We start from the raw sequence: 24,514 nt of genomic DNA on the forward strand, positions 1-24,514 counted from the left end.
TATCCCTACCTTCCGACCAGGCCCGTACGGTTGATGAGCTGGTCGAGCATCGAATCGATCGTCGTCAGCACCCGGGACGCGGCCTCGTACCCACGCTGGTACGTGAGCAGGTTGGTCATCTCCTCGTCGAGGTTGACCCCGGACTGGGCCTCGCGGGCCGCGTCGACCTGCTCGGTCACGACGGACTGGATCTCGGCGCGGCGCGCGGAACCCTGCGACTGGACACCGAGCTGACCGATCATCTCCTGGTACTGCCGGTCCGGTCCGCCGGCCGCGTCGCCGATGTCGGCGATCGCGTCGGCCACGGAGTTGTCCCGCGTGCCACTGACCGCCGACACCGCGACCTTGTCGGGGTCGGTCACCAGGACCTTGATCGTCGCCGCCGAGTCACCGCCGAAGAAGTCCAGGCCGGTGGTGCCGTCGGTGCTGAACCCGTTGGCGTGCAAGGCGTTGACGCTGTCGGCGAGCTTCTTGGCGATGCCGTCGAGGCTGGCGGACAGACCCGGGATGATGATGGACATCGTGTCCGTCATGGCCCCGAGCGTGCCGCCGGGCGAGGTGGCGCCGCCGGTGTCCTTCCACCGCAGCGCAACCGGATCGGCGTTCTGGTCCTCCAGGCGCGCGGCACCGGTGAACTCCACCTTGCGGGTCACCGAGCCGGTGACCAGCGTGGCGCCGCCGATGAAAACGTCCATGCCACCGTTCTCACGCTTGGCCGCGCTGGCTCCGGTGAGCTCGGCGAGTCGCATGGCCAGCAGATCGCGCCGGTCCTCGAGCTCGTTGACGGTCAGCCCGGTCGCGTTGGCGTGGATGATGCTCTCGTTGAGCTGAGCGATCGACCCGGCCGCGGTGTTGATCTCGTCGACGTAGGTGTCCATCTGCGTCCGGTTCTGACTCCACTGCCGCGCCAGCCCCTCGTGGGCGCCGTTCAGCTGGTTGACCACCGTCGCACTCTGCTGGATCAGGGCGGACCGGGGCGCGGTCAGCTGCGGGTTGTTCGCAACGTCGTTCCAGCCGCCCCACATGTCGCGCAGCTGCGCCGCGAGTGCGGTGTTGCTCGGCTCGGCGAAGGCGTCCTCGATGGTCGTGTACGAAGCACTCTGGCTGGCGAGATAGGCACTCGCGCCGTGCTCCGAACGACCCCGGTTCTCGAGGTACTCATCGCGCAGCCGCTGGACGTCCGACACCGCCACACCCGTGCCGAGGCCGTCGGTCTTCGCGTACATCGCCGGCGAGATGGACCCGACCTGCGACTGCATCTCGACACGCTGCCGGGTGTATCCCTCGGTGTTGGCGTTCGCGATGTTCTGACCCGTGACGTCCAGTCCGCGCCGTTGCGCGTAGAGCGAGGTCAGTGCGGTGTTGATACCGCCGAAACTGCTGGCCATCAGATCGCCTCATCCACCAGGCTGGGGCGGCGCACGCCGCCGCTGACGGTTTTGCCCTGCGGGCTGTACGTTTCCACGGTTCCGGCGAACGCGAGCATGGTTTCGCGAGCCGCGCGCTGACCCGCGGTGAGCAGGTCCCGGTTCGCCTCGGCCACGGCACCGATCTCCGACGTCAGCGTCAGGAACGCCTTGCGGTGCTGGTGCAGCAGCTCGGACCAGGGCGCCGGCGCCGCGTCCGCCAGCTGACCCAGGGATGCCTCCGCCGGCAGACCCAGCTCGATCGCGACCGCCTGGGCGTACGCCGCCCGGGCCACCTCGGTCTGACGAATCTGGTCCAGCACGACCTCGACCTCACGGGTCGCGTGGGCGAGCCAGCGGGATCGGTTGGAGGCGAGGAGCAGCTGCTCCTCCTCCAGCTTGAACAGCAGCAGCTCCAACAGTTCCCGTGCGCGCCACAGGACGCTGGACAGGTCGGTCAGGCTCACCGGCTTCTCCGATCCGAGCGAGGAATTCCCTCCGCTACATCGGACCAGTCGGCACGTACCGGTCGGCCCTGAGGACTTGGGCGCTATCAGGTTGCGAATCGGTTGGGAGTCATCTGCGAACAAACTTCGGAAACTCCTCAGGACGCTGCGTGACCAGACGATTACTCCTGACGTAAGCACAACGGCTCACGGATGGGCCGGTCAGGACCCCACTCAAGGAGGAATTTCAAATGGGTCTTCGTATCAACCAGAACATCGCTGCTCAGAACGCCTACCGCAGCCTCTCGACCTCCGACAGCCAGATGTCGAAGTCCCTCGAGAAGCTGTCGTCGGGTTTCCGGATCAACCGGGCCGCCGACGACGCCGCGGGTCTGGCGATCAGTGAGGGCCTGCGCAGCCAGGTCGGTGGCCTCAAGGTCGCCGTCCGCAACGCGCAGGACGGTGTCTCGGTGGTGCAGACCGCTGAAGGCGCGCTGAACGAGGTTCACTCGATCCTCCAGCGCATGCGTGACCTCGGTGTGCAGGCGGGTAACGACTCGAACAACACCGAGGCCCGGGCCAACATCGCGACCGAGGTCACGAGCCTCACGTCGGAGCTGGGCCGGATCGCCGACTCGACCAACTTCAACGGTACGAAGCTGCTCGACGGCACCGCCGGCGTCAACGGCGACGGCAAGATGAAGTTCCAGGTCGGCGCGGACGGTGACGTCAACAGCCAGATCGAGGTGGACCTCACTTCCGCCAACGTCAAGGACATCGCGTCGACGCTCGGCACGCTGAGCTTCACCGACGCGGACGCCGCCCAGGCGTCGATCAACGCGATCGACACCCAGGTCAAGGCGATCTCGACCGCTCGTGCCTCGCTCGGTGCGTACCAGAACCGGTTCGAGCACACGATCAACAGCGTCAACGTGGCGATCGAGAACCTGTCCGCGTCGGAGAGCCGCATCCGCGACACCGACATGGCGCAGGAAATGATGTCCTTCACCCGCTCGCAGATCCTGACCCAGGCCGGCACCTCGATGCTGTCCCAGGCCAACCAGTCGCAGCAGGGCGTTCTGTCCCTCCTGCGCTGATCGTCTGCGTGACGTACCGCCCAATGGCTCAGCCCGTGGCGGAGACAACCGAATAGACGGGCGGTCGGCGACATCGCCGGCCGCCCGTCCCGTTTCAGACCCACGACGGAGGGAGCGCCCCCATGGCCAGTGTTGACGGCCTCGTGACCGGCATGAGCACCACGGACACGATCAACCAGCTCATGAAGATCGAAGCGGCCCCTCAGGCGGCGCTCAGGAACAAGGTCAACACCGCGAACAAGGTCGTGACGGCGTACCAGAGCGTGAACAGCCGGATGTCCAGCATCGGCACGGCCGCCAAGGCGCTGACCGACGCCAACAGCTGGAAGTCCATGAAGGCGACCTCGAGCTCCGACGCGGCGGTCGTCTCGGCCCAGCCCGGCGCCTCCGCGGGGTCGATGAGCTTCCGCGTCAACCAGCTGGCGACGACCCACGCCGCGACGTTCACCGGCGGGTCGGTCACCTCCATCAGCGATGCCGCCACCTCACCGGTGATGAACGGCTCCAGCTTCGACATCGAGCTCGCCGACGGGACGACGCAGACGGTGAGTCCCACCGACGCGTCGCTGCAGTCCGTGGTCTCGGCGATCAACAACACGGCGAATGCGGCGTACAAGGCCTCGGCGGTGCAGATCTCCCCCGGGAAGTACACGCTGCAGCTGACCGCCACCAAGTCCGGCCAGGACGGCGACTTCGCGATCCCCAGCGGTCTCGACAACCTGGGCACCGGCGTGGTCACCACGCAGGGGGCCAACGCCCAGCTCACCGTGGGCACCACGGCCGACGCCTACACCATCGAGTCGGCCTCGAACACCTTCGCCGACGTGCTCCCGGGTGTCACCGTCACCGCCACCAAGGTGCAGTCCGCCAGTGACGCGCAGGTCACCATCGACCTGAGCAGCGACACCGAAGGGCTCGCCGCCAAAGTTCAGGCGCTGGTCGACAACGCCAACACGGCGCTGACCGAGATCGCCGCGCAGAGCAAGACGAAGTCGGGCGAGATCTCGGCCGGCGTCCTGGTCGGTGACAGCGCGATGCGCAAGCTCACCCAGGACATCCTCAGTGCGGTCTCCGGAGGCGCCACCGGCCTCGGCAGCAACGGCGGCAACGCCAGTTACAACGCGGTCGGCATCAGCGTCGACCGCAGCGGCAAGCTGACGTTCGACAAGGACAAGTTCCTCGAGTCGTACAAGGCCGACCCGGCCAAGACCCAGCAGTTCTTCGACGGGTACGAGGAGAAGGCCGGCGGCACCCCCGCCAAGTTCGACCCGGGTCACGACACCTCGGTCGGCCTGGCCCGCAAGCTGGACACGCTGGCCCTGGTCGCCACCGAGGGTGTTGTCGACCCGACCAACCCGACGCGACCCAAGGAGGGCATCCTCCAGGGCCTCATCCAGCGTCGCAACGACAACATCCGCCGCCTGAACGACCAGGTGAGCGAATGGGACATCCGGCTGGACCTGCGCAAGACATCACTGCAGCGGCAGTTCTCGAACCTCGAGGTCGCCATGGGCAAGATGCAGCAGCAGTCCTCCTGGCTCTCGAGCCAGCTGGCCAACCTCTGATGAGCGGAGCGAAGCTTCATGACCACACCTTCTCCAGCCATGCGGGCCCGCTACATCGCCGACTCGGTCGCCACGGCCTCACCCGCCAAGCTCCTGCTGATGCTCTTCGACCGTCTGGTGATGGACCTCAACCGTGGTGAGCAGGCACTGGTCGCCGGCGACCGGCCCGAGGCGAATTCCCAGCTCAAGCACGCACAGGACATCATCACCGAACTTCAGGTGACGTTGAACCTGGACGCCTGGGAGGGTGCTCCCGGCCTGGCCGCGCTCTACTCCTTCGCGCAGCTCGAACTGATCAACGCGAACATCAAGGGTGACGTGGAGAAGGTGACGGGGGTCCGGAACCTCATGGAACCCCTGCGCGACACCTGGCGCGAGGCGGCAATGGCCGTCGCGGCGGCCGAGGGGTGATCCCGATGGCCGACGAATGGCGTGCCGCGTGGATCACGGCTCTCGACGAGCTCGAGGCCGATGTCGACGCCGTCGAGCGGATGATCACCCAGGAGCACCGCAACCAGGAGCTCGCGGAGGCGACGCCGTGGGCGCCGCCGGAGGGCATCGGCCCGATCCCGCTGGATCTGCGGCCGCGCGCGGACTACATCCTGACCCGCCAGCTCGAGGTGGCCCAGGCCGCGGCGATCGCCATGACGGCCAACCGCCGGCAGACCGCCTTCGCCGCCCGCGTGGAGGTGGGCACGGCCGGCAAGGGCATCCCTACCTACATCGACTGCGCCATGTGACCCGGGACCCCCGCAGGGGTCCCGGGTTTCTGCGTGCAACCCAGCGGCAACCGTTTGGGACTCAGCGGATCGTCCGGCAGGCCGAATCGGAGGGTACGAGCAACGGATTGCTCGGACCGAACGCCAAGGACAGGCACCTGATCCACCTGTGAAGGGAACCTGCCGTGTTCGATGACGTCTCTTCGTCCTCGCTCCGCGTCGCAGTCGCCGGTCTGTCCGCCCGGCAGAACGCCATTGCCAACAACATCGCCAATATCGAGACCCCCGGCTATCAGGCTCGTAAGGTCAAGTTCGAGGAGGCGCTGAGCAGCGCCGTCGCTCACGGCCAGTCGCCCTCGACGGTTTCGCCGAGTGTGCAGAACTCGCTGGAGCCGACGCGCCTGAACGGCAGCAACGTCAACCTCGACGAGGAGACGCTGTCGCACATCGACACCACGATGCGCTACCAGCTCGCCATCCGCGCCCTCGACGGCAAGTACAGCCTGATCCGCGACGCGATCAAGGGGGCCTGAGGTAGATGAGCACCTTCAACGCGATCGGTACGGCCGCCACGGGCGTGACCGTCTACCGCAAGTGGCTCGATGCCGTCTCCGACAACATCGCCAACATGGACAACGTCAGCAAGACGTCCGAGAACGCCTTCCAGGCCCGCTACGTCGTCGCCCAGGAGGCGCAGGACGGCAACGGCGCGCAGGTGGGTGGCATCGCCTACGGCAGCGCCGAGGGCACGCTCTCCTACGAGCCGGACAACCCGCTGGCCGACACCGAGGGTTACGTCCGCCGGCCGGACATCGACCTCGGCAGCCAGATGGCCCAGATGATGATGGCCCAGCGCGCCTACCAGGCGAACCTCTCGGTCGTGGACCGGGCCCGGGACTCCTACCAGGCCGCCATCCAGCTCGGGAAGGGCTGATCATGACTTCTCCGATCAGTGCGCTCGGCGCCGTCAGCGGCCTGTCGGGCGTCAGTGGCATCTCCGGCGTCGACGGTCTGGCCGGTGCGAGTGGCACCCAGTCCGTCACCGGGCCCAACACGGACTTCGCCGGCATGCTCTCCAAGGGCCTGGAAAGTGTGCAGTCGTCCCAGGCGAACGCCGCCGACCTGTCTGTGCAGGTCGCCAACGGCACGCTGCAGGACCCCGCGCAGTACACGATGGCCTCCACCGAGGCTGCGCTCGGTCTGCAGCTCACCATGGCGATCCGCAACAAGGCCGTGGAGGCTTTCCAGGAGATCATGAGGATGCAGGCCTGACATGACCGACCGACTCCCCGCGCCCGTACGCAAGGTCGGTGACAGCTTCAAGTCCTTCACCCCGGGACAGAAGGCGGTCACCATCGCCGCCGTGCTCGCCCTCGTGATCGGCGGCTACTTCTTCGCCACCTGGGCCGCCAAGCCGTCCTACTCCGCCCTGTTCAGCAACCTGTCGAGCAAGGACGCCGGCGCGATCGTCGAGTCGCTGCAGAAGTCCGGCACGTCGTACGAGCTGGCCAACGGCGGCAGCACGATCATGGTGCCCCAGGACCAGGTCTACGACCTGCGGCTGCAGCTGTCCGGCGAGGGCCTGCCCGGCGAGTCGGAGACCGGGTACGCGCTGCTGGACCAGCAGGGCATCACCACCAGCGACTTCATGCAGCACACCAACTACCAGCGGGCGCTGGAAGGCGAGCTGGCGAGCACCATCAAGTCGATCGACGGCGTCGAGGCCGCCACCGTGCACCTCGTGATGCCGCAGAAGGACGTCTTCGCCGACGACCAGGACAAGACCACCGCCTCCGTGCTGGTGCAGTCGAGCGCCAACGAGCCGCTCTCCAACCAGCAGGTGCAGGCGATCGTGCATCTCGTGGCCTCGAGTGTCGAGGGCCTGGATCCCGAGCAGGTCACCGTGGCCGGCGCCGACGGCAAGATCCTGTCCGCCGGTGGCGGTGCCGCGGTGGCCGCGGGTGGCGACAGCGGTTCCGACGGGCAGACGGTCGCGTTCCAGAACCGCCTCAACGCCTCGTTGCAGAACATGCTCGACAGCGTCGTCGGACCCGGCCACGCCGTGGTGACGACCACCGCGGAGCTGGACTACGACCAGACCGAGACGACCACCGAGTCGTACACCTCGGACCCGTCCGTCGCCGCGCTCTCCGAGAGCATCAGCCGCGAGGCCTACAACGGCAACGGCACCGGCCAGGGCGGCGTCCTCGGCCCGGACAACATCCAGGTGCCGAACGGCACGACCAGCAGCAGCGGCACGGGCCAGTACGAGAACAGCAACACCGTGCGCAACAACGCGGTCAACAAGACGACCGAGGCGCGTCGCAGCGCACCGGGCAGCATCAAGAAGCTGAACGTGGCCGTCCTGCTGGACAGCACCACCGCCGGTGCCGTGAACTCCGCGGACGTGCAGTCGCTGGTCAGCGCCGCCGCCGGTATCGACGCGACCCGCGGCGACACCATCGCGGTGAGCGCGATGCCGTTCGACACGAGTGCCGCCACCGCCGCGAAGGACGCCCTGGCCGCCTCCGCGGCCGCCGAGCAGTCGGCGAAGCAGACCTCGCTGATCAAGACCGGCGCGATGGCACTGGTCGTGCTCTTCCTGATCTTCCTGGCCTGGCGGGCCAGCCGGCGGGCCAAGAAGCGCAAGGCCCTGACGCCGGCCGAGCTCAAGCACCTCGAGGACATGCAGGCGGCGCTCGAGCAGCAGCGCCTGGCCGAGCTGAACGCCGCGATCCCGTCGCCGGCGATCGAGGCCGCGAACGCCAACTTCGAGGCCCTCGACGAGCGGCAGCGGGAGATCGAACAGATGGTCGAGGACCAGCCGGAGGAGATGGCCGCCCTGTTGCGTGGCTGGCTCGGCGCCGGTCGCTGATCCGGTAAGTGCACCACCCCCCTGGTTCAAGGAGGAACCGCGTTGACCACACCGGCGCTGAGCACGACGTCGATGACCGGCCTGCGCAAAGCAGCCATCCTGCTCGTCCGGATGGGCAAGGAGTACTCCACCCGGGTGCTCGCCTCGATGAACGAGAACGAGGTCGAGGAGCTCTCCGCCGAGATCGCCCGCCTCGGCAAGCTCGAACCCGACGTCGTCGGCGACGTGATCGACGAGTTCTACGCGATGGCGACGACCAAGCACGCCGGTGCCGGCGGCATGGCGTACGCCCGTGAGCTCCTCGAGGCGTCCCTGGGCACCGAACGCGCGCAGCTGATCCTCGACCGGCTGCAGGCGTCGATGACCGACATGCCGTTCAACTTCCTCAGCCACGCCGATCCCCGCCAGCTGCTCTCGTACGTGCAGTACGAGCACCCGCAGACGATCGCGCTGGTGCTGGCCCACATCCCGTCGGCGCTGGCGAGCTCGATCCTGTCCGGGCTGGCACCCGAGGTGCAGTCGGACGTCGCGCACCGCATCGCCGTGATGGACCGCACCTCGCCGGACGTCATCCGGCAGGTCGAGCTGGCCCTGCAACGCAAGCTCTCCACGGTGCTGCAGCCGGACGAGTTGTCGACGGTCGGTGGTCTCGACCCGCTGGTCGACATCATCAACCGCGCCGACCGCACCACCGAGCGGCTCATCCTGGAGGCTCTGGAGGCCCGCAACCCGGAGATCGCCGAGGAGATCCGCCGGCGGATGTTCATGTTCGAGGACATCGTCAGTCTCGACGACCGTTCGATCCAGCTCGTGCTGCGCCAGGTCGAGCCGGCCGACCTCGCCACCGCCCTCAAGGGTGTCGGCGAGGACGTCCGGGACAAGGTCACCCGCAACCTGTCGGAACGCGGCCGGGAGAACCTGCTCGAGGAGATGGACCTGATGGGCCCGGTCAAGGTCAAGATGGTCGAGGAGGCCCAGCAGAAGATCGTCTCGGTGATCCGTTCGCTCGAGGACTCCGGCCAGATCGAGATCCAGCGTGGTGGCGAGGCCGATGAGCTCATCGCCTGACGACGCGCCGATCCTGCGCGGGACCGTGGCGGAGTCCGCCACGGCCGCCCGGTTCGGCGTGGACCTGCGTCGTGGCGTACCGGAGGACAGTGCCCCGGTCGAGCGGGCCAAGCAGCAGGCCCGGACGGCGGGTTATGCCGAGGGCTGGGCGCAGGGCCAGCGGGCCGCGGCGCTCGAGGCCGAGGCGGCCGCCGAGCGGGCGCGGGCCGTGGAGCAGGCGCACGACCAGCGCCGGGCGGCCGCTCTGGCCCAGGCGATCAACGCCCTGGGCCGGGCCGTCACCGGCTTGGAGACGCAGATGATGCCGACCCTGCACGAGCTGCAGGAGGCGGTGCTGGCGCACGCGTTCGAGCTGGCCGAGGCCATCGTCGGCCGGTCCCTGGACGACCCGGAGGGCCGGGCCGTGTCGGCGCTGCGCCGCGCCATGAACGCCGCGCCCGACCAGGGCGAGATCGTGGTGAGCCTGCATCCCGACGATTTCCGCAATCTGGTCGGTACGGCAACCGACGCCGACTACAACTACGAGGGCCGGCCGGTGCACCTGCGGCCCGAACCGGCGCTGCGTCCCGGTGACGCGGTCGCCGAGACCGGGACCACCACCGTGGACGCCTCCATCGCCACCGCCGTAGCGCGAGCCAAAGAGGCCCTGAGACTGTGACCGACGTCTTCCGTAATCGCATCAACGCCGCCCTGAGCGCGGCCCAGCCGCTGAGCCGGGGCAAGGTCACCGGTGCGGTCGGCCTCCGGGTCACCGTGAGCGGTCTGGAGGCACGGGTCGGCGAGCTGCTGCAGATCGGCGAGGGTGACGAGGCGGTGCTCGCGGAGGTCGCCGCGATCGACGGCGAACGCCTCTCCTGCCTGCCGCTCGGCCCCATCGCCGGCATGAGCACGGGCAGCCCGGTGGTGTCGACCGGCGGTCCCCTGCGGGTCGCGGTCGGCCCCGACCTGCGGGGACGCATCCTGGACGGTCTCGGCCGCCCGATGGACGGCGGCCCGCCGCTCAAGGGCGAGATGGTCAGCATCGAGGCCGCACCGCCCTCGGCGATGGAACGCCAGCTGGTCGACGCGCCGATGCCCCTGGGTGTGCGTGTGCTCGACACCCTCGTGCCGTGCGGCCGGGGTCAGCGCATCGGCATCTTCGCCGGCTCCGGCGTCGGAAAAAGCACGCTGATGTCGATGATCACCCGGGGCACCACCGCGGAGCTCAACGTCGTCGCCCTGGTCGGCGAGCGTGGCCGCGAGGTCCGCGAGTTCATCGAGCACGACCTGGGGCCCGAGGGCCTGGCCCGCTCCGTCGTGGTCATCGCCACTTCGGACACCCCTCCCCTGGTACGCCTCCGCGCGGGCTCGGTCGCCACCAGGATCGCGGAGTACTTCCGCGACCAGGGCGGCGACGTGCTGATGATGATGGACAGCGTCACCCGTGCGGCCATGGCCCAGCGGGAGGTCGGCCTGTCGGTCGGCGAGCCGCCGGCGACCCGTGGTTATCCGCCGTCGGTCTTCGCCATGCTCGCGTCGCTGCTGGAACGCGCCGGTCCCGGCGCCCGCGGCAGCATCACCGGCCTTTACACGGTGCTGGTCGAGGGTGACGACCACAACGAGCCCATCGCCGACGCGGCCCGCTCGATCCTGGACGGGCACATCGTGCTCGACCGCAAGCTCGCCACCGCCGGCCACTTCCCCAGCATCCAGGCCCTCGACTCGATCTCCCGGGTGGCCAACCGGATCACGACGCCGGAGCAGCGGAACGACGCCACCGAGCTGCGCCGGATGATGGCCGCGCACCGCGACGTCCGCGAGCTGGTCGAGATCGGCGCGTACGTGCCCGGCACCAACCCGGAGGCCGACCGCGCCACCGCGATCTGGCCCCAGATCACCTCCTTCCTGCGCCAGGGCCTCGACGAGAAGGTCAGCGCGGCCGAGGCCTGGCAGGCGCTGCGGCAGCTGATCGCCGCGTCCTGAGCGCTCGCCGTCGGGTGCAGATCGGGTGCAGGCGCTCAGCGGTTGCCGACGCGCGCCGACCGGGTCTGGTGAGGGAGCCACCTCGACGTTCTCGGGAGGTCTTGTGAATCGCCTGTTCCGGCTCGGGCCAGTTCTGCGTGCACGCAAGGCTCAGGAGGACGCCGCCCGCGGCGCCGTCATCCAGTCCCGCCAGGAGATCCGCGAGGCGCAGGCGCTGGTCAAGCGCCGCCAGCTGGAGCTGACCGGTGCCGACGCGCCGACCGAGGGCACCGCCCGCGCCATGGTTGCCTCGATGGTGGCCCGGCAGTCGATGGCTGCCACGCTGTCCGGCGCGCACCGGATGGTCACCGACGCCGAGGAGATCGCCCGCGAGAAGCAGGCCGAGCTCTCCGACGCCGCCAAGAGGCGCCGGGCAGTCGAGATGATGGCCGAACGGCACGCCGCGACGGTGAAGGCCCACGACCTCAAGACCGAGCAGGACGCCATCGACGAGATGGCGGTGACGGCCAAGGCCCGCAACGCCGCCCGGGGCATCGACGCGACCAGCGAGGAACGCGCGAACATCCTGCGGCACGGCAACGGCACCGCCGCGGACCGCGAGGACGCCGCCCGTGAAACCGCCAACACGGTTGCGGCCCGGCGCCCCAACATCGACCTCGCCAACGCACGGCAGGCGATCGACGCCGCCCGGTCCGCACTTTCCGTTGCCGCTAAGCGCCCCGCCGATCCCGCCGAACTCGAAGACGAGGGGAACGTCGCCGAGGACGAGGGGAGCCGCGAATGATCGGTGTCCAGGGAGTCATGTCCCGTATCTCCGAGCTCAAGGCCCAGCTCGGGATCACACCGCCCGCACCCAACGCCGCGTTTGCCGGTGCGCTGACCGAGGCCACCGGCAAGACCGCCACCAGCGGTGTCACCGGCCGGTCCGTCGTCGACGCGGCCAAGAAGTACCTCGGTACCCCGTACGTCTTCGGCAGCACCGATCCGGCCAAGGGGCTCGACTGCTCGGCGCTGGTGCAGCGGGCGTACAAGGATCTGGGTGTTGATCTGCCGCGCACATCGCAGGAGCAGGCCCGGGCCGGGACCAAGGTCGACGGGTTGAAGAACGCGAAGCCGGGCGACATCCTGGCCTTCGATTCGCCGGTCGACCACGTCGCGATCTACCTCGGCGACAACAAGATGATCGCCGCGCCCAAGCCGGGCGACCACGTCAAGATCCAGTCGGTGTACGAGACCCCGACGCACATCCGCCGCGTGGTCGGCACCGAGGCCGCGGGTGGCATCAGCGCCTCGATCGCACCGGCCGCGGTGCGCCCGGCCAGCCTCCAGAATTCGACCTCGCTCGCCGGCGTCCCGTACGCCGACATGTTCCTCAAGGCCGGCGCGAAGTACGACGTGTCGCCGAAGCTGCTCGCCGCCGTCGCAAAGGTCGAGTCGGGTTACAACCCGAAGGCCGTGAGCCCGGCCGGCGCCCAGGGGCTGATGCAGCTGATGCCCGCGACCGCCCGCGGGCTCGGAGTGCACAACTCCTTCGACCCGCAGCAGGCGATCAACGGCGCGGCGAAGCTGCTCTCCAGCCACCTGAAGGAGTTCAAGTCGCTCCCGCTGGCCCTGGCGGCCTACAACGCGGGTGGCGGCAACGTGCACAAGTACGGCGGCATCCCGCCGTTCTCCGAGACGCAGGCGTACGTGCCCAAGGTCCAGAAGGCACTGGCCGCGCTCGGCTGAGCACCGTTACCGACGAGGGGAACCGCCGCATGACGAGCTCCGTCACCGGACCGGACCGGAAGCCGGCGGTCGACACCGCCCGCCGGGGACCGGGCAAGCCGGGCGAGGGTGCCGAGGCCTTCGGGTCGGCGCTCTCCGCCGAGCTGGACCGCAAGCCCGCCGACCAGGCCGACCGCAAGGCCCAGGACCGTGCCGTGGCGGGTCGGGCCGCGCAGGACCGGCTCCAGGCCGAGAACCGGGCCGCGGACGCCCGCCTGCAGCGCTCGGCGGCGACGCGCAACCAGATCGCCGCGCAGCAACGTTTGTCGCAGGCCCGGGCGGCCGCCCAGCGCACGACCGCGCAACGGCCCGACGCCCCGGAGCGCCCGGATGCGCCCCAACGTCCCGATGCCCCGCAACGTGCTGATTCCCCGCAGCGCCCCGAGGCCTCGAAGCGCCCAGAGCCCTCGCAGCGCTCTGAGGCCTCCGAGCGTCCTGATGCCTCCGAGCGCCCCTCGGAGGATCCCGGCTCTCCGCGTGAGACCGGGGCGCCCGAGACCCGGCGTCCCGAGACGTCGCGCTCCGACAAGCCCAGCACCGGCGCCGAGGTGAAGCAGGCCGAGACCACCGTGTCCTCGGAGCCTGCAGCGGAAGCTGACTCCGCGACCGCTACCGACGAGCCCACCACTCCGGAAAAGGCGGAAGCGACCGCTGTCCCGGTCGTCGCCCTGCCGTTCCAGGCCGCACTGGCGGCGACCACCGAGGTTCCCGACGGTGAAGCACCACCGGCTGCTACGACATCCGTCACGGCACCGGCCCCGCCAACGACACCGGCGCCTCCCGCAGCCACCCCGGAGGCTCCGGCCGGGCCGATCACCAATGCCGGTGCGTCCCAGGCTGCCGCGTGGGCGCAGGCGGAAGCTCAGGCCGCCGCCCGGACGGGAGAAGCCGGCATGTCGCTGGCACCGAGCAGCGCGGCGCAGACGGCTGTCACTCAGGCAGATGCCGTCTCGCAGGCAGCGGTCATGCAGGCAGCTCCCCAGGCGACGGCTGCTCCGCAGAATGCCGCAGCACCGGCCGCGCCGCAGGCCGCCGCCCCGGCCGCCACATCCGCCATGCCGCCGGACATCGCCGAGGCGGTGGCCGACGGACTCGGTGCCCCAGCGGCCACGGCGACCGCAGCAGCCCCCACAGCCGCAGCGGCCCCGACGACCGCAGCGGCCCCGACGGCACAGGCCACACCGGCCGCACCGGCCGCAGCGCCCACCGCCGACGTGGCGGCCACCGCCGCGGCGGACCTCACTGCCGTCCCCACGACCGGGCAGACCGAGACCACCGCCGAACCGGCACCCACGGCCGATCAGCCGCCGACGACCACTAGCGGGACCGAGGGCGAGACGGGTACCGGCGGGCAGCAGACCGACCAGCAGAGCTCGAACGGGCAGCCCGGCACGTTTGTCGCGCCGGCCACCGCAGCGGCAACACCGGGAACCGAGTTCCCGGGCGGCGTGCCGCAGGTCGGTGGCGTCGCAGCCACAGCGCCGACCGCACCGGCAGCCCCGGTTGCCGACACCGCACCGCCGGCGCCGCCGACCCCGGGCCCGGTCGCGGCCCAGGTCGCCACCCGGATCACGCCGCTGCGGCTCGACGCGGACGGCGTGCACCGGCTCACCATCAACCTGCACCCGGTCGACCTCGGCCCGGTCCAGGTCGTCGCCGAGATCCGCAACGGCGAGATCAACGTGCAGCTGTCCAGCTCGACCGACGCCGGCCACGACTCGCTGCGCAACGCCATGGACGACCTGCGGCGCGAGCTCGAGCAGTCCGGGTTCTCCAACACGTCGCTCGACCTGCGTCAGGGCAGTCAGCAGGAGCAGGCGCGCCAGCAGTTCGCGTTCATGGGTGAGAACAACGGCACCCGGGGCGGGAACCGCGGCCGCGGCGCCGAGCCGGAGCCCGAGGCGCCCGCTCCGCCGAGTCCCTCGCGTACCGATGGGAACAGCCGCCTCGACATCCAGGCGTGAGCTGAAATCTAGGGCTAAGTGAATCGGCGGACCGGCCGAAACTGAGTGCGAGGGCCACCAACTCGAACTCGGGAGGACTTGCTCATGACGTCACCGATCGGCGGAAACGTCAGCAAGGAATTCGACGCCAAGAACGTGTCCGCGACGTCGATGTACACGAACAGGACGACCACGGACTCCGGTGCCAGCAAGTCGGTCGCCGATCAGGACACGTTCCTGAAGTTGCTGGTGGCTCAGCTCAAGTACCAGGACCCCAGCAACCCGGCCGACTCGACGCAGTTCCTGGCCCAGACGGCCCAGTTCACGCAGGTCGAGAAGCTCGGGCAGATCGCCGAGATGATGCAGGCCCAGCAACTGATCGGCGCGAGCGCGCTGGTGGGCCGCACGGTCACGTTCCAGGATGCGAACGGGACGACACAGACGGGCGTCGTCACCAAGACGAAGCTCAACGGAGACAGCGAACCGACGCTCGTGGTCGGGAACACGGATGTGCAGCTGTCCAAGGTCACGGAAGTCCAGCAAGCAACAACCGGACCAGCGACAACCGGGCAGACGGCGACGACGCCGGCCACCCCGGCGGCACCGCCGGCGACCACGCCGGCACCCGCGGCGACCAAGCCCGCGGAGCCGGCGGAGCCCGCCACCACCTCCGATGATTCCGCTACCACGAAGGACAACTGACCTATGCTGCGTTCCCTCTTCTCCGGCATCAGTGGCCTCCGCGCGCACCAGCAGATGATGGACGTCACGGGCAACAACATCGCCAACGTCAACACCACTGGTTACAAGTCGAGCCAGACGGTCTTCCAGGACACGCTGTCGCAGATGGTCAACGCGGCCGGCGCCCCGCAGAACGGCTCCGGCGGTACGAACCCCGCCCAGGTCGGCCTGGGTGTGCGGACGGCCAGCATCAACGCGAACTTCAACCAGGGCGCCGCACAGACCACCGGCAAGTCCGGCGACATGATGATCCAGGGTGACGGCTTCTTCGTCGTCAAGAGCGGCGGCGAGTCGGTCTACACCCGCGCCGGCTCGTTCACCTTCGACGCCAACGGCTCGCTGACCACCCCGAACGGCCAGATCGTCCAGGGCTGGTCCGCCGACACCAAGGGCACGGTCAACACCGCCGGCGCACCGGGCAACATCCAGCTGCCGATCGGCATCAGCCTGGCACCCCAGGCCACCTCCAAGTTCACGCTGACCGGCAACCTGTCGTTCGAGGCGCCGGTGGACTCGACCGGTGCACTCCCGGGCAGTTCCAAGGTGATCCCGATCCCCGTCATCGACATCAACGGCGCCTCCAGCGCGCTGAACGTCACGATGACCAAGACGGGCGCCAACGAGTGGACCGCGACGACACCCGCGCCGGGCAGCTCGTCCGTGGCCATCTCGTTCGTGAACGGCAAGCCGATGCAGGCCGACGGTGTCACACCGCTGACCAACATCACGCTGGACGGTCTCGACGTCGACATCAGCGACATCACGCAGTACAGCGGTAACACCGAGGCCCGGGTCAGCGCGTCGGACGGTTCCGGCGCCGGCATCCTGAGCTCGTACACCGTGTCGAACACCGGTCAGATCGTCGGTGTCTTCTCCAACGGCCTGAAGCAGAGCCTGGGCCAGCTGGCCCTGGCCAACTTCAACAACGTCAACGGTCTCGAGAAGATCGGCGACTCGATGTTCCGCAGCACCGTGAACTCGGGCCTGGCCCAGGTCGGCTCGGCCGGCTCCGCGGGTCTCGGCCTGATCACCAGCGGCGCCCTGGAGATGTCGAACGTCGACCTGGCGCAGGAGTTCACCAACCTGGTCATCGCCCAGCGCGGTTTCCAGGCCAACAGCCGCATCATCACCACCTCCGACGAGATCCTCCAGGAGCTCGTGAACCTCAAGCGCTAGTAGCAGCACCGGTGTGGAGCCGGGACGGGCCTGACAGCCCGCCCCGGCTTCGCTCTTTCCAGGCCGGCCCGCACCCGTAAAGAGACCGGCTCGCGCTCATCAGCAACCGGTAGTACGCCGAACTGACATATGACGGGCCACGGACGGCCCCACCAGCCAAGACGCCCCAAGGACGGATGTCGTGATTCTTGTAACCCGCCTCAACGGAGCCGTGTTCGCCCTCAACCCCGACCTGGTCGAGCGTGCCGACTGCACGCCCGACACGGTCATCACGCTGGTGGACGGCACCAAGTACGTCATTGCCGAGTCCGTGCCCGAGTTCATCGACTCGGTGCGCCATTACCGCGCCTCGCTGATCGCCCAGGCGAGTCGCATCGAGGCCGAGCCGGCCCTGCTGGCCGAGCCCGCGCCCTCCGACGACGAGAACGCTGCGACGAATGTGCTGCAGCTGCACCGAAAGGACCGCTGATGGACCTCGCCACCATCCTTGGTGTAGTCATCGCACTGATCATCGTCTTCACCGTTCAGATCCTCGAGGGCGGCAGCCCGGCGTCGATCATCCTGATCCCGTCGATGCTGCTGGTGTTCGGCGGCGCGTTCTGTGCCGCCATGGCCGGCGGCATCCTCAAGGACGCCCTCGGCGTCGGCGCGTCGCTCAAGAAGGGCTTCCTGCCGAAGGTCACGCCGCCGAACGAGCTGGTCGACGACATCGTCAAGCTCGCCGAGCGGGCCCGCCGTGAGGGCCTCCTGGCCCTCGAGGACGCGGTCAAGACCGTCGAGCACCCGTTCCTGAAGCGTGGCCTGCAGCTGGCCATCGACGGTACGGACCCGGAGGAGCTGCACGACATCCTCCACGCGGAGGTCGGCGCCAAGAAGAAGGCCGACAAGGCCGGCAAGAAGATCTTCGAGAACATGGGTGGTTACGCCCCGACCGTCGGCATCATCGGCACGGTCATGGGCCTGGTGCACGTGCTCGAGAACCTCGACAAGCCGGAGACGCTGGGTCACTCCATCGCCGCCGCGTTCGTCGCGACCCTCTGGGGTGTGCTCAGCGCCAACCTGATCTTCCTGCCGATGGCGGCGCGCCTGGACCGGCTCTCCGGCATCGAGGCCGAGGAGATGGAGCTGGTCATCGACGGTGTGCTGGCGATCCAGGCCGGCTCGAACCCGCGTCTGGTCGCCCAGAAGCTCCGTAGCTTGCTGCCGCCGGACGCCGCCAAGGCCGCCGAGGCCGCTGCGTCGAAGAAGGCCGCCTAACCATGAGTTCGGGCGGCGGCGGCGCGCGCAAGAAGAAGGGTGGGCACGAGGAGCACGAGGAGCACGTCAATCACGAGCGCTGGCTCGTGTCGTACGCCGACATGCTCACGCTGCTGTTCGTCCTGTTCGTGGTGCTGTTCTCGATGAGCAGCGTCGACCAGAAGAAGTTCGCCGAGCTGGCGGCCGGCCTCTCCGAGGGTTTCGGCGCGTCCAGCGTGGCCATGACCGGCAACGTCTCGAACCTCGAGGGTGCCGGCCAGTCCACCCAGGTCGTACCGATCGATCCGGGGACCAACCCCGGTGACGGCGGGACCGGCACGGAGGGCATGACCAAGGAGCAGAAGGAGGCGGTGGACCGCGCGCTGCGGGCCGCCAGCCGCAAGGAAGCTTCGGCGAACGCGCAGGCGGCCACCAAGGAGGCGGAGAACCTCAAGGAGGTCGAGAAGAAGATCGCCGACGCGCTGCAGGCGGCCAAGCTGCTCAACCAGGTCAAGTTCACCATCGACCAGCGGGGGCTGGTGGTCACCGTCGTGACCAACGAGGTGGTCTTCGCGGGCAACCGCGCCGACCTGAAACCCGGTGGCAAGAAGATCCTCGACGCGATCGCGCCGGCGCTGAAGAAGCTGCCGAACAACATCGAGGTCGACGGCAACACCAACCAGCTCAAGGCGACCACGTCGTTCTACCCGAGCGGCTGGGAGCTCTCCGCGGCCCGGGCGTCCACGACGGTGCGCTACCTCATCGACCACGGCCTGGCCAAGGGACGGATGAGCGCGGTCGGCTTCTCGGACACCAAGCCGTTGATCGACCCGAAGGACAAGCGCGCGGTCACCATGAACCGCCGCGTGGACGTTGTTGTCCTCACGCAGCTCAAGGCCGACGAGGCCGCGCTGCTGCCGGCTGCCGCCGGTGACGACGCCAAGCTTCACACCGGAACTACAACCGCACAGGCCGAGGCCGAGGCTAAAGCCGGGACCGGCACGACCGAATCAAACACCGAGTCACCGACCACCACGCACGACTGACCACGACAGGAGGAGTTCCGATGAGCAAGGAAGAAACCAAGGACGCTACGGCGGAAGCGCCGAAGAAGTCCAAGAAGATGCTGATGATCATTGTCCTGGCCGTGGTGCTGCTCGGCGGCGGTGGCGCAGGTGCCTGGTTCTTCTTCCTCAAGGGCGACGCGGCCGAGGCGAAGGAGCCGGAGCCGGTCAAGGGTGCGGTCGTGGCGATCGAGGAGACCATGACGATCAACCTGGCGGACGCCCACTACCTGAAGCTCGGCTTCGCCCTCCAGATGACCGAGGAGGCCGGCGAGGAGGAGATCGACACCTCCGAGGCGATCGACCTGGCCATCGACCAGTACACCGGTGCGAAGATCGGCGAGCTGGAGACGCTGAAGGGCCGCGAGGCGTCCAAGGCGGAGCTGCTCGAGAAGATCGAGAAGGCGTACAACGTCGAGGACAAGCACCTGGTGATGGGTATCTACTTCACCTCCTTCGTCACCCAGTAACCAACAGGCTCCGTCGGGCAGGTCCGCACCACGCGGACCTGCCCATTTCGGTCAATCAGGGTACGAACCAGGCCCGACGGCTCAGCGGTTGCGGAACCGAGCCGATGAGGACGACGTGACCACCTCTCCGACCCGTTCCCCCGGAAAGATGTCCCGGCGCGGCAACACCGGCCCCACGGCGTACGACTTCCGCCGGCCGATCAAGTTGTCCCGGGAGCACATCCGCACGCTGCAGATCGCCTTCGAGACGTACGCGCGCAGCTGCGGCACCCTGTTCACCACCCGCCTGCGTGTGGTCAGCAGCGTCTCCCTCGTCTCGATCGAGCAGCTGAACTACGACGAGTACGTCGCCTCGCTCTCCAATCCCACGGTCCTTGCGGTGGTGTCCATCGACCCGCTGCCCGGCACCGTGCTGGTGGAGATGGCCTCCTCGGCGGTGATGACCGCTATCGACCACATGCTCGGTGGACCCGGCGGCGCCCAGCCGGAGCGCCCGCTCACCGAGGTCGAGATGCCCCTGCTGCGCGGCCTGCTGGAGCGGATGCTCGGCGAGCTCCGGTACGGCTTCGAGACGCTGGTCGACATCTCCCCGAAGCTCAAGGACATCGAGTACAACGCGCAGTTCCTGCGGGCACACCAGCCCGGCGACGCTGTGGTGATCGCCTCGTTCGAGATGAAGATCGGTACCGAGGAGTGCGTGGCCAGCATCTGCCTGCCGTTCAGCACGATCCTGCCGGTGCTCGAGAAGCAGGAGACGATCGAGCTCACCGCGGCCGAGCGGATGGTACGCGACACCTCCTTCCGCAACCTGACAGCTGGACTTTCCGCGGCGCCGATTGACGTAGCTGTCCGATTCCAGCCCATCCGCATGCGTACCGATGACATCGTGGATCTGCGGCCCGGTGACGTCGTGCCGCTGGGGCATCCGACCAGCGTGCCGCTCGAGGTGACCGTCAACGAGACCGTTTTTGCACACGCAGTTCCCGGTAACCAGGGTGCCCGGCTCGCCTGTCTGGTCGTGCCGTCACCCAAGGAGGAAGAGCGCCGATGACCGCGCCCACCATCACCGATCCGCAGCTCGCGCAGGTCCGGACCGCCGCCGAGGCGGCCCTGGCCGTACTGCCGACGAGCCGGGAACTCCTCGTCGGTGCGCCCGTGGCGGCGACCGCCGACATGCTGACCACCGGGCAGGCCATCACCGCGAAGTTCAGCGGTGCCGCCACCGGCGAGGTTGTCGTCGTGGTGGGCCAGGACCTGGCGGACGCGCTGAAGGAGAGCCCGCTCGGCGAGCTCGACCTGACCGCCGCCGTACGCCCGGCCCTGGAGGCCGCCGCCCGCGCGTTCGGACCTGTTGTCCTCGACCCGGGGCAGCTCATGGAGCCCGGCGTCGCGTTGAGCGCCATCGCCGCCAAGGACGGCGCGGTTGCCGTGCCGCTGCTCGACGGCGGCGACATCCGCGCGGTGCTCGCGATGGCGCTGAGCCCGTGGCCGTCCGACGGCGCGCCCGCCGGGGTCGCCCGCCGCGGTGACTCGGCGGGTCCGATGCGCGGCGGTCTCGACATGCTGCACGACGTCGAGATGGAGGTGTCGGCCGAGCTGGGCCGGACCCGCATGAGTGTGCGGGAGCTGCTCTCGCTGACCCCGGGCGCCATCGTCGAGCTCGACCGTGCCGCCGGCAGCCCCGCGGACCTGCTGGTCAACGGCCGGTTGATCGCTCGCGGCGAGGTCGTGGTCATCGACGAGAACTTCGGCATCCGGATCACCGAGATCATCTCTCCCGGCAGCGGGGAGTAACCCTTGTTCGAACTCGTCCTGCGCATCGGCTTCTCGCTGCTGGTCGTCTTCGGCCTGATGTGGGGACTGGCCAAGGTGGCCCGCCGCGGCGGCGTGGGCCGGCGCGGGTCGGGCAGCCTCTCGGTGCTCAACCGGCAGTCGCTGAGCCGTGGCTCGTCGGTGGCGGTCGTCCAGGTGGCGGACCGCGCGCTGATCCTCGGGGTCACCGACACGCAGGTCAGCCTGCTCGGTGAGACCGACCTCGACGCGTTCGGGGCCGGTGCGCACCCGGCGCCGGCCAAGCGGGACACCCTGGCTCCTGGCGCCGACGACGTGCTCCCGCCGGCGATCCCGACGGTGCTGCCGCATCACAGCGGCAAGCTCGACGGGTCGATCCTGTCCCCGCGGACCTGGAGCTCGACCCTGGACTTCCTCCGAGACCGGACGACGAGGCGCTGACATGTGGCGGCGGACCCTGTTGATCCTGCTCTTCGCGCTGGCGGCGCTCGTGCCCGCCGCGGCGGCGCAGGCCGCTCCCCCGCAGCCGATGCCGCAGCCCGCGGCCGTGGCTGTCCACTACGAGCTTCCGCAGGCTCCCGGCCCGACCGCACCGGTCGCGCCGACCGTGAGCCCGAGCGGCGGCAACATCAACTTCAACATCAACGGTACGAACCCCGACGGCAGCAAACCGGCCACGTCCCTGGTGATCGTGCTGGGTCTGACGCTGCTCTCGGTCGCGCCGGCGGTGCTGTTGCTGTGCACGTGTTTCACCAAGGTCTTCATGGTCCTCGGCATCACCCGCAACGCGATGGGCCTGGTCAGCATGCCGCCCAACCAGGTCCTGGCCGGGCTGGCCCTGTTCATCAGCCTCTTCATCATGAGCCCGGTCCTGTCGCAGGTGAACGAGCAGGGGGTGCAGCCCTACCTGGCCGGCGACAAGACGCAGTCTCAGGCGTTCAAGGACGGCGTCCAGCCGCTGCGCGAGTTCATGCTCAAGAGCACCCGCGAGGACGAGCTGGCGCTGCTGGTCAAGGTGTCCGGGCAGGAGAAGCCGGCCAACGCGGACGACGTCGAGCTGACCACGCTGATCCCCGCGTTTGTGCTGTCCGAGCTGCGGGCCGCGTTCATCATCGGCTTTGTCATCTTCATCCCCTTCCTCATCATCGACATGGTCGTCTCCGCGTCACTGATGTCCCTGGGCATGATGATGTTGCCACCGGTGACCGTGGCGATGCCGTTCAAGCTGCTGCTCTTCGTGCTGATCAACGGGTGGGGGCTGATCATCACGGCGCTGGTCGGGTCGTACGCATGAGGCACCGATGAACTTCGACCTGCCCATCGGACAACTCGTCGCCGTCATGCTCGGCGCGGCCCGTTGTGGCGCCTGGCTGATGCTGTGCCCGCCGTTCAACTCCCGGCTGATCCCGTCGCAGGTCAAGGTGCTGCTCTCGATCGGGCTGGCGCTGCCGATGGCGCCCTACCTGACCGCGACGATGCCCTCGATCGAGACGTCGGCGATCATCTTCAGCGCCGCACTGCAGGTCTTCGTGGGTGCGGCGCTGGGCTTCCTGACCTACCTCTTCTTCGCGGCGATCCAGGCGGCCGGCGACCTGATCGACGTCTTCGGCGGTTTCACCCTGGCCGCGGCGTACGACCCGCTGTCGCAGAACCAGAGCTCGATCTTCGGGCGGTTCTACAACCTGGTCGCCGTGACCCTGCTCTTCGCCAGTGACGGGCACCAGCTCGTGCTCCGCGGGTTCCTGCAGTCGTACAAGACATTGCCGCTGGACACGAGCTTTTCCATGGAGACGTTCAACCGCCTGCTCACCGACGGCATCGGCGAGATGTTCGTGGCCGCGGTGCAGATCGCCGGTCCGCTGATCGCCGTACTGTTCCTCACCGACGTCGCGTTCGGTCTGCTCAACCGGGTCGCGCCCGCGCTCAACGCGTTCCAGCTGGGTTTCCCGGCGAAGATCTTCCTGGTGCTGACCCTCTCCGGTACGGCGATCGCGATCCTTCCCCGGGCCCTGGACGGGCTCATCGACAAGGCGGTCGTTGCGGTCGTCCGGCTCAGCGGGGGGTGATCCGTGTCCGGGGAGAAGACCGAACAGCCCACAGCGCAAAAACTGAAGAAGGCCAAGAAGGAAGGCCAGATCGGGCGCAGCCAGGACATCGGCGCCTGGGTCGGCATGCTGGCCGCCAGCATCATGCTGCCGCGCACCCTCGGCGCCGCGATGGACCACTCCCGCGAGCTGATGGAGAAGGTGCCCGACATCATCGCCGACCCCGACCCGCAGGTCGCGCTCGGCATCCTCAAGGACGGCATGATGAGCGCCGGCTGGGCGGTGCTGCCGCTGGCGCTGACGATGATGGCCGTGGGCATCGCCGCGGCCGGCGCGCAGGGCGGCATCCGGGTCGCCACCAAGCTGTTCATCCCGAAGTTCAGCCGCCTCAATCCCCTGCCCGGCATCAAGAAGATGCTGGGACCGCAGGCCCTCTGGGAGGGCTCGAAGGCCCTGATCAAGACCGGGGTGCTGGCCGGCGTGCTCTACATGACGATGAAGGACATCGTCCCGCTGCTGATGACCGCCGGGCGGCTGCAGGTCGTCTCGCTGCTCGGCGTGATCAACGACGCCGTGCTGTCCCTGATCCGGGCCGCGTCCGTGGCCGGCATCGTGATGGCCGCGGCCGACTACTTCGTGGTCCGCCGGCGCACCAACAAGCAGCTGCGGATGAGCAAGGAAGAGGTCAAGCAGGAGCACAAGAACACCGAGGGTGACCCGCACGTCAAGGGACAGATCCGCGCCCGGCAGATGGCCATGGCCCGCAACCGGCAGATGGCCGACGTGCCGACCGCCGACGTCGTGCTGGTCAACCCGACGCATGTCGCCGTGGCGCTGCGGTACGACCCGGAGAAGGGTGCGCCACGCGTGATCGCCAAGGGGCAGGGTGCCATCGCGCAGAAGATCCGCGAGCTGGCCACCGAGAACCGCATCCCGATGGTGCAGGACAAGGCACTGGCCCGGGCACTGGAGAAGAGCGTCGAGGTGGGGATGGAGATCCCGGCCGAGTTCTACGGCACGGTGGCCAAGGTGCTGGCGTTCGTGATGAGCCTGAAGACGAAGGGGTCGGCGGCCGGGGTCCATCGCAACCCGAACCCGACCCCGGCGGTGGCATAGGAACAATCTGGGAGATTTCCTCACATC

The 24,514-nt window shown here is 68.8% G+C and carries 28 protein-coding genes; 26 read left to right on the plus strand and 2 right to left on the minus strand.

All coding sequences use genetic code 11. The annotated features are described in order from the left end of the window. Positions 1-5 precede the first annotated feature (5 nt). The gene (gene flgK, locus AFR_RS40585; protein ID WP_023562664.1) at positions 6-1,388 is read right to left on the minus strand and encodes a flagellar hook-associated protein FlgK; all 1,383 of its coding nucleotides are present in this window, start codon (positions 1,386-1,388) and stop codon (positions 6-8) included. Continuing rightward, the gene (flgN, locus tag AFR_RS40590; RefSeq protein ID WP_023562665.1) at positions 1,388-1,873 is read right to left on the minus strand and encodes a flagellar export chaperone FlgN; all 486 of its coding nucleotides are present in this window, start codon (positions 1,871-1,873) and stop codon (positions 1,388-1,390) included. Before flgN ends, flgK begins: the two co-directional genes overlap by 1 nt. Before the next feature lie 230 nt (positions 1,874-2,103). Between flgN and AFR_RS40595 the strand changes: the two genes are divergently transcribed. The 26 genes from AFR_RS40595 to AFR_RS40725 all read left to right on the plus strand — a co-directional run bounded on the left by AFR_RS40595 (position 2,104) and on the right by AFR_RS40725 (position 24,487). After that, the gene (locus tag AFR_RS40595) at positions 2,104-2,949 is read left to right on the plus strand and encodes a flagellin N-terminal helical domain-containing protein (RefSeq protein ID WP_023562666.1); all 846 of its coding nucleotides are present in this window, start codon (positions 2,104-2,106) and stop codon (positions 2,947-2,949) included. Positions 2,950-3,071: 122 nt separating this feature from the next. Further along, positions 3,072-4,514, plus strand: coding sequence for a flagellar filament capping protein FliD (gene fliD / locus AFR_RS40600; protein WP_023562667.1), 1,443 nt, complete (start codon positions 3,072-3,074; stop codon positions 4,512-4,514). A gap of 18 nt (positions 4,515-4,532) precedes the next feature. Then, a complete protein-coding gene (gene fliS, locus AFR_RS40605) occupies positions 4,533-4,925 on the plus strand; it encodes a flagellar export chaperone FliS (RefSeq protein ID WP_041841525.1) in 393 nt (130 codons plus the stop codon). A gap of 5 nt (positions 4,926-4,930) precedes the next feature. Then, positions 4,931-5,254: a hypothetical protein gene (locus tag AFR_RS40610; protein WP_023562669.1), complete on the plus strand. Its 324-nt coding sequence runs from the start codon at positions 4,931-4,933 to the stop codon at positions 5,252-5,254. A 164-nt stretch (positions 5,255-5,418) separates the two neighbouring features. Then, on the plus strand, positions 5,419-5,766 hold the full coding sequence (gene flgB, locus AFR_RS40615) for a flagellar basal body rod protein FlgB (protein ID WP_023562670.1): 348 nt from the start codon (positions 5,419-5,421) through the stop codon (positions 5,764-5,766). Positions 5,767-5,771: 5 nt separating this feature from the next. Continuing rightward, on the plus strand, positions 5,772-6,167 hold the full coding sequence (locus tag AFR_RS40620; RefSeq protein WP_023562671.1) for a flagellar basal body rod protein FlgC: 396 nt from the start codon (positions 5,772-5,774) through the stop codon (positions 6,165-6,167). A 2-nt stretch (positions 6,168-6,169) separates the two neighbouring features. Beyond that, positions 6,170-6,505 (plus strand): flagellar hook-basal body complex protein FliE, encoded by a 336-nt coding sequence (gene fliE, locus AFR_RS40625; protein ID WP_023562672.1) that lies wholly within the window; start codon positions 6,170-6,172, stop codon positions 6,503-6,505. A gap of 1 nt (position 6,506) precedes the next feature. Next, positions 6,507-8,108 carry a flagellar basal-body MS-ring/collar protein FliF gene (gene fliF, locus AFR_RS40630; RefSeq protein ID WP_023562673.1) on the plus strand — a complete coding sequence of 534 codons (1,602 nt, stop codon included), beginning with the start codon at positions 6,507-6,509 and terminating at the stop codon, positions 8,106-8,108. Between the two features lie 42 nt (positions 8,109-8,150). After that, positions 8,151-9,176, plus strand: a complete 1,026-nt coding sequence (gene fliG, locus AFR_RS40635; protein ID WP_023562674.1) for a flagellar motor switch protein FliG — start codon at positions 8,151-8,153, stop codon at positions 9,174-9,176. Beyond that, the gene (locus AFR_RS40640; RefSeq protein WP_023562675.1) at positions 9,160-9,834 is read left to right on the plus strand and encodes a FliH/SctL family protein; all 675 of its coding nucleotides are present in this window, start codon (positions 9,160-9,162) and stop codon (positions 9,832-9,834) included. The genes fliG and AFR_RS40640 overlap by 17 nt, the downstream gene beginning before the upstream one ends. Beyond that, positions 9,831-11,138, plus strand: a complete 1,308-nt coding sequence (locus tag AFR_RS40645; protein WP_023562676.1) for a FliI/YscN family ATPase — start codon at positions 9,831-9,833, stop codon at positions 11,136-11,138. Before AFR_RS40640 ends, AFR_RS40645 begins: the two co-directional genes overlap by 4 nt. A gap of 103 nt (positions 11,139-11,241) precedes the next feature. Then, positions 11,242-11,922, plus strand: coding sequence for a flagellar export protein FliJ (locus AFR_RS48270; RefSeq protein WP_023562677.1), 681 nt, complete (start codon positions 11,242-11,244; stop codon positions 11,920-11,922). Positions 11,923-11,939: 17 nt separating this feature from the next. Next, positions 11,940-12,866, plus strand: a complete 927-nt coding sequence (locus AFR_RS48540; protein WP_274519467.1) for a transglycosylase SLT domain-containing protein — start codon at positions 11,940-11,942, stop codon at positions 12,864-12,866. Between the two features lie 29 nt (positions 12,867-12,895). Then, complete coding sequence (locus AFR_RS47350) at positions 12,896-14,869, plus strand: flagellar hook-length control protein FliK (protein WP_023562679.1); 1,974 nt, start codon at positions 12,896-12,898, stop codon at positions 14,867-14,869. Positions 14,870-14,953: 84 nt separating this feature from the next. Next, a complete protein-coding gene (locus AFR_RS40670) occupies positions 14,954-15,550 on the plus strand; it encodes a flagellar hook assembly protein FlgD (RefSeq protein WP_023562680.1) in 597 nt (198 codons plus the stop codon). A 3-nt stretch (positions 15,551-15,553) separates the two neighbouring features. Next, complete coding sequence (locus AFR_RS40675) at positions 15,554-16,765, plus strand: flagellar hook protein FlgE (RefSeq protein ID WP_023562681.1); 1,212 nt, start codon at positions 15,554-15,556, stop codon at positions 16,763-16,765. A gap of 181 nt (positions 16,766-16,946) precedes the next feature. Then, positions 16,947-17,234: a flagellar FlbD family protein gene (locus tag AFR_RS40680; protein ID WP_023562682.1), complete on the plus strand. Its 288-nt coding sequence runs from the start codon at positions 16,947-16,949 to the stop codon at positions 17,232-17,234. After that, positions 17,234-18,022: a flagellar motor protein gene (locus AFR_RS40685; protein WP_023562683.1), complete on the plus strand. Its 789-nt coding sequence runs from the start codon at positions 17,234-17,236 to the stop codon at positions 18,020-18,022. Before AFR_RS40680 ends, AFR_RS40685 begins: the two co-directional genes overlap by 1 nt. 2 nt (positions 18,023-18,024) lie before the next feature. Continuing rightward, positions 18,025-19,047: a flagellar motor protein MotB gene (locus tag AFR_RS40690; RefSeq protein WP_023562684.1), complete on the plus strand. Its 1,023-nt coding sequence runs from the start codon at positions 18,025-18,027 to the stop codon at positions 19,045-19,047. 20 nt (positions 19,048-19,067) lie between these two features. After that, complete coding sequence (locus AFR_RS40695; protein WP_023562685.1) at positions 19,068-19,535, plus strand: flagellar basal body-associated FliL family protein; 468 nt, start codon at positions 19,068-19,070, stop codon at positions 19,533-19,535. Between the two features lie 115 nt (positions 19,536-19,650). Further along, positions 19,651-20,586, plus strand: coding sequence for a flagellar motor switch protein FliM (locus AFR_RS40700; RefSeq protein ID WP_023562686.1), 936 nt, complete (start codon positions 19,651-19,653; stop codon positions 20,584-20,586). Beyond that, on the plus strand, positions 20,583-21,329 hold the full coding sequence (gene fliN / locus AFR_RS40705; RefSeq protein WP_023562687.1) for a flagellar motor switch protein FliN: 747 nt from the start codon (positions 20,583-20,585) through the stop codon (positions 21,327-21,329). The genes AFR_RS40700 and fliN overlap by 4 nt, the downstream gene beginning before the upstream one ends. 3 nt (positions 21,330-21,332) lie before the next feature. Beyond that, the gene (gene fliO / locus AFR_RS40710; protein ID WP_023562688.1) at positions 21,333-21,767 is read left to right on the plus strand and encodes a flagellar biosynthetic protein FliO; all 435 of its coding nucleotides are present in this window, start codon (positions 21,333-21,335) and stop codon (positions 21,765-21,767) included. A 1-nt stretch (position 21,768) separates the two neighbouring features. Next, positions 21,769-22,620 carry a flagellar type III secretion system pore protein FliP gene (fliP, locus tag AFR_RS40715; protein ID WP_023562689.1) on the plus strand — a complete coding sequence of 284 codons (852 nt, stop codon included), beginning with the start codon at positions 21,769-21,771 and terminating at the stop codon, positions 22,618-22,620. A gap of 7 nt (positions 22,621-22,627) precedes the next feature. Next, positions 22,628-23,392 (plus strand): flagellar biosynthetic protein FliR, encoded by a 765-nt coding sequence (gene fliR / locus AFR_RS40720; protein WP_023562690.1) that lies wholly within the window; start codon positions 22,628-22,630, stop codon positions 23,390-23,392. 3 nt (positions 23,393-23,395) lie between these two features. Next, complete coding sequence (locus AFR_RS40725) at positions 23,396-24,487, plus strand: EscU/YscU/HrcU family type III secretion system export apparatus switch protein (protein ID WP_023562691.1); 1,092 nt, start codon at positions 23,396-23,398, stop codon at positions 24,485-24,487. The last annotated feature ends 27 nt before the right edge of the window (positions 24,488-24,514 follow it).

Source organism: Amorphoplanes friuliensis DSM 7358, assembly GCF_000494755.1.
GTDB lineage: Bacteria > Actinomycetota > Actinomycetes > Mycobacteriales > Micromonosporaceae > Actinoplanes > Actinoplanes friuliensis.